This is a genomic window from Streptomyces sp. SID14478, from assembly GCF_010548525.1.
Classification (GTDB): domain Bacteria; phylum Actinomycetota; class Actinomycetes; order Streptomycetales; family Streptomycetaceae; genus Streptomyces.
On sequence record NZ_JAAGMG010000192.1, the window covers coordinates 1 to 4,095 of the forward strand.

Sequence of the window (4,095 nt, forward strand, 5' to 3'; positions counted from 1 at the left end):
GCTGGGCGCCGCGTCCGGTGCCGACCATGAGGGCGGTCGGGGTGGCGAGGCCGAGGGCGCACGGGCAGGCGATGATCAGCACGGCGACGGCCGCGGTGAACGCGGCGGTCCACCCGGCGCCGTTGCCCAGCCAGAAGCCGAGCGTCGCGACGGCGAGGGCGATGACGACCGGGACGAAGACCGCGGAGATGCGGTCGGCGAGGCGCTGGGCGGCGGCCTTGCCGTTCTGCGCGTCCTCGACGAGCCGTGCCATCCGGGCGAGTTGGGTGTCGGCGCCGACCCGGGTGGCCTCGACGACGAGGCGCCCGCCGACGTTCAGCGTGGCGCCGGTGACCGCGTCGCCCGCCGCGACCTCGACCGGCACGGACTCGCCGGTGAGCAGGGAGGTGTCCACGGCGGAGGTGCCCTCGACGACCGTGCCGTCGGTGGCGATCTTCTCGCCAGGGCGCACGAGGAAGCGCTCGCCCGCCTTCAACTCACTGACGGGGACCCTCTCTTCGCGCCCGCCGTCGCGGACGAGGGTGACGTCCTTCGCGCCGAGTTCGAGCAGCGCCCGCAGGGCAGCGCCCGCCTTCCGCTTCGCGCGCGCCTCGAAGTAGCGGCCCGCGAGGATGAAGGCGGTGACTCCTGCGGCGGCCTCCAGGTAGATGTTCCCCGCGCCGTCGCTGCGCCCGATGGTCAGCTCGAAGGGGTGCTTCATGCCGGGCTCGCCGGCCGTGCCGAGGAACAGCGCCCACAGCGACCACAGGAACGCGGCCGAGGTGCCGACCGAGATGAGCGTGTCCATCGTCGCGGCGCCGTGCCGCGCGTTCGTGAACGCCGCCTTGTGGAAGGGCCAGGCCGCGTACGTGACGACGGGGGCGGCCAGCGTCAGGGACAGCCACTGCCAGTACGTGAACTGGAGGGCGGGGATCATCGCCATGGCGACGACCGGGGCGGCGAGCACCACGGCGGTGAGCAGGCGCTGGCGCAGCGGCCGCAGTCCGTCGTCCTCGTCGGGGGCCGCCTCCTGGGCCGGGGCGGGCGGCTCGGGCTCCTGCGCCGTGTATCCGGTGGCCTCGACGGTGGCGATCAGGTCCGCGACCCGGACGCCGCCGTCGAAGCTGACCTTGGCCTTCTCGGTCGCGTAGTTGACGGTCGCCTCGACGCCGTCCATCCGGTTCAGCTTCTTCTCGATGCGGGCGGCGCACGACGCACAGGTCATGCCGCCGATGGCGAGTTCCACCTGCGCGGGTGGGGCGACGGTGTGCGCCGACATCAGGCCTCCTCGGTGAGCGGTACCCGGGGCGGGTACCCCGTATCGTGATCCAGTTATACCCCTAGGGGGTATCGAATCGCAAGGCCGGGTCCGGCTTGACTTCATACCCCCTAGGGGTATCTTCGTACGCAGCTAGACGAGGTCCGTCCCACCCGCGTCCAAGGAGTCGCCATGCGTACCGGACTCAAGATCACCGCCTTCGCCGCGGCCGCCGCCGCCACGTTCGGGACCGCGTACGGCGTGGGCAGCGGCGTCTCGCCCGTGACCGCCGCGCGGCAGCCGGCGCCCGAGCACGGCGGGCACGCGGAACAGGCCGCGGCCCCGGCGGCGAACGCCCTGCCCGGCGGACTCCAGGTCTCCGAGCGCGGCTACTCCCTCGACCTGGAGAAGGACCGGCTGCCCGGCACCCGCGGCGAGCTGCGCTTCACCATCCGCAAGGACGCCACCGGCAAGCCCGTGACCTCGTACGAGAAGGAGAACGACAAGGAGCTGCACCTGATCGTCGCCTCGCGGGACCTGTCCGCCTACCGGCACCTGCACCCCGTGCGCGCCGCCGACGGGACGTGGTCCACGCCCGTCTCCCTGCCGAAGGCCGGCGACTACCGGGTCTTCGCGGACTTCAGGCCGCACGGCGAGGAGGAAGGGCTCACGCTGGGCGCGGGCCTCGGCGTCGCCGGGACGTACACGCCCGAGCCACTGCCCGGCCACGCCGCGCGGGCGGCCGTGGGCGACGGGTACGAGGTGCGGATCGAGGGGGCGTTGCGGCCGGGTGCGGCGCGCGAGCTCACGCTCGACGTCTACAAGGACGGGCGGCCCGTCACCGATCTGGAGCCCTACCTCGGCGCGTACGGGCACCTGGTCGCGCTGCGCTCCGGCGACCTCGCGTACCTTCACGTTCACCCGCACGACGGCAGGCCGGGTCCCGGGGTTTCCTTCACCGCGACCGCGCCGAGCGCGGGGACGTACCGACTCTTCCTGGACTTCAAGCACGACGGCGAGGTCAGGACGGCTGCGTTCACGGTGCACGCGGCGTAAGGTGAGAAGGACATTGGACTAGACCTATATGGGCCTATTCCCGGGGCCCGGGTAGGTCGTCGCGACAGGAGCCTCATGAGCAAGCGTGCAGTCCTGGAGGTGATCGCCCTCGACCCCGAGGACGCGGTCGCCGCTCAGGCCGGGGGTGCGGACCGCCTGGAGCTGGTCACCGACATGGCGGCGGACGGACTGACGCCGTCGGTACGGACGTTCGCGGCGATCCGCGCCGCGGTCGGCATCCGGCTGCGCGTGATGCTGCGGCTCGCGGACGGCTTCGACGCGGGGGACGTGTCGGCGCTCGTCCGGGCCGCGCGGGAGCTGCGCGGCGCCGGGGCCGACGAGTTCGTGCTCGGGTTCCTGGACGAGCACGGCGGCCCCGACCTCGCGGCCGTCGAACGGATCGTGGCGGAGCTCGACGGATGCCGGTGGACGTTCCACCGGGCGATCGACAGGGCCGCGGACCGGGACGCCCTGCGCAAGCAGCTGGCCGACCTGCCGGGCCTCGACACCTATCTGACGGCCGGCTCTGCGGACGGGGTCGACGCCGGCCTCGACGTCCTCGTCGCGGAGGCCGCGCGCGCCGGCGCCGGGGAGCCCGGGTACGAGCAGCAGATCCTGGTCGGGGGCGGGCTCCGCCTGGAGCACCTGCCGCAGCTGCGGGCCGCCGGGATCTCGGCGTTCCACATCGGCGGGGCGTCACGGCCGCACGGCTGGGACGCCCCGGTCAGCGCGGACGCGGTGCGCGTCTGGCGCGAGGCGCTGGACGCCTAGGACCTGCCTGGGGCCCCCGGCCACAGGCTGGGGGAGGATCGGGTCGCGGCCCAGGGGGCCCGCGCTGTCCTGTGCCGGTGAGCGGGGTCTGGTGCGTGCAGCTGCAAGGCGCAGGAGGGCGTCGACGCGATGGGGGCACCTCCCGGCCGAGCCTGGCGGACCTGGTTCGAGGCTGGGGGAGTCGGCAACCGACGACCACGCCGTGCCCTTGGGCGGGTTTCAACGCCGCGCGCGTGCGTGCCGGGCCTCGCGGGGCAGACGGGACTTTCGCAACCCCCTGCAGCTCCTCAGCCCGTGTGCAGGACGCGGAAGCGGTCGGGGGCGGCCGGGTCCCGGTCGACGACCTGGACCGGCGCCCAGACCCACTGCCACACGCCGGTGTCCGGCGTGCGGGAGAACCGGATCGGCCCGCGGGTGCCCTCGACCGCCACGGACGGCCAGGCCCCGGCGACGGCCGCCCGGTCCGTGCCGTGCGCGCGCAGCACCTCGGCGAGGACGGTGACGGCGTCCCAGCCCTCGAAGGCGACGAAGGAGGGCGCCTCGCCGAGCCGCGCGCGCAGCTCCTTCCCGACGCGCTCGCCAAGGGGGCCGAAGCGCTCGGGCAGATAACGCAGGAACGGAACCCCGGCGCCGTCGGCGCCCAGCTCCGCGGCCCATCCGGCGAACTCCGGCTGTCCGGCGGGGGCGCCGATCAACAGCTCCGCGAGGCGCCGGTCGCGGCGCACGGCCCGCACGAGCGGCACCGCCGGATCCGGGTGGCCGACCAGCAGGAGCAGCGCAGTGGCGCCCTGCTCGACGAGCGCGTCGCACAGCGCCTCGGGGGTGAGCCCGGTCGTGTCGAGCGCGATGACGTCGCCGCCGCGGGCGGCGACGTACTCGCGCAGGATGCGGGTGCCCGCCGCCCAGTAGACGCTCGGCTGGGTCGCCACGGCGATCCGGCGCCGGCCCGCGCCGAGGAGGAAGTCCGCGTAGCTCCGCCAGCCGTGGGACTGGGCCGGGGGCAGGCGTGCCACCCAGTCCGTCGGCTCCTC

Annotated in this window: 4 protein-coding genes; 2 read left to right on the plus strand and 2 right to left on the minus strand. The window is 74.4% G+C overall.

Annotated features, from left to right (window positions below):
• The coding region (locus G3I40_RS07160; RefSeq protein WP_164301316.1) for an HAD-IC family P-type ATPase at positions 1-1,258 on the minus strand (1,258 nt) is incomplete at its 3' end.
• Positions 1,259-1,429: 171 nt separating this feature from the next.
• Here G3I40_RS07160 and G3I40_RS07165 point away from each other — a divergent pair.
• Together G3I40_RS07165 and G3I40_RS07170 are read left to right on the plus strand one after the other, a co-directional pair.
• Positions 1,430-2,293 carry a hypothetical protein gene (locus tag G3I40_RS07165; RefSeq protein WP_164301317.1) on the plus strand — a complete coding sequence of 288 codons (864 nt, stop codon included), beginning with the start codon at positions 1,430-1,432 and terminating at the stop codon, positions 2,291-2,293.
• Positions 2,294-2,368: 75 nt separating this feature from the next.
• Positions 2,369-3,064 carry a copper homeostasis protein CutC gene (locus G3I40_RS07170; protein WP_164301318.1) on the plus strand — a complete coding sequence of 232 codons (696 nt, stop codon included), beginning with the start codon at positions 2,369-2,371 and terminating at the stop codon, positions 3,062-3,064.
• Positions 3,065-3,351: 287 nt separating this feature from the next.
• Here G3I40_RS07170 and G3I40_RS07175 read toward each other — a convergent pair.
• Positions 3,352-4,095 (minus strand): ABC transporter substrate-binding protein (locus G3I40_RS07175; protein ID WP_164301319.1); only part of this gene is annotated, 744 nt, incomplete at its 5' end.

What these genes read in the sequence shown, in the direction of transcription:
- G3I40_RS07165 (WP_164301317.1), top strand. Translation starts at nt 1,430, where the DNA reads ATGCGTACCGGACTCAAGATCACCGCCTTCGCCGCGGCCGCCGCCGCC.
- G3I40_RS07170 (WP_164301318.1), top strand. Translation starts at nt 2,369, where the DNA reads ATGAGCAAGCGTGCAGTCCTGGAGGTGATCGCCCTCGACCCCGAGGAC.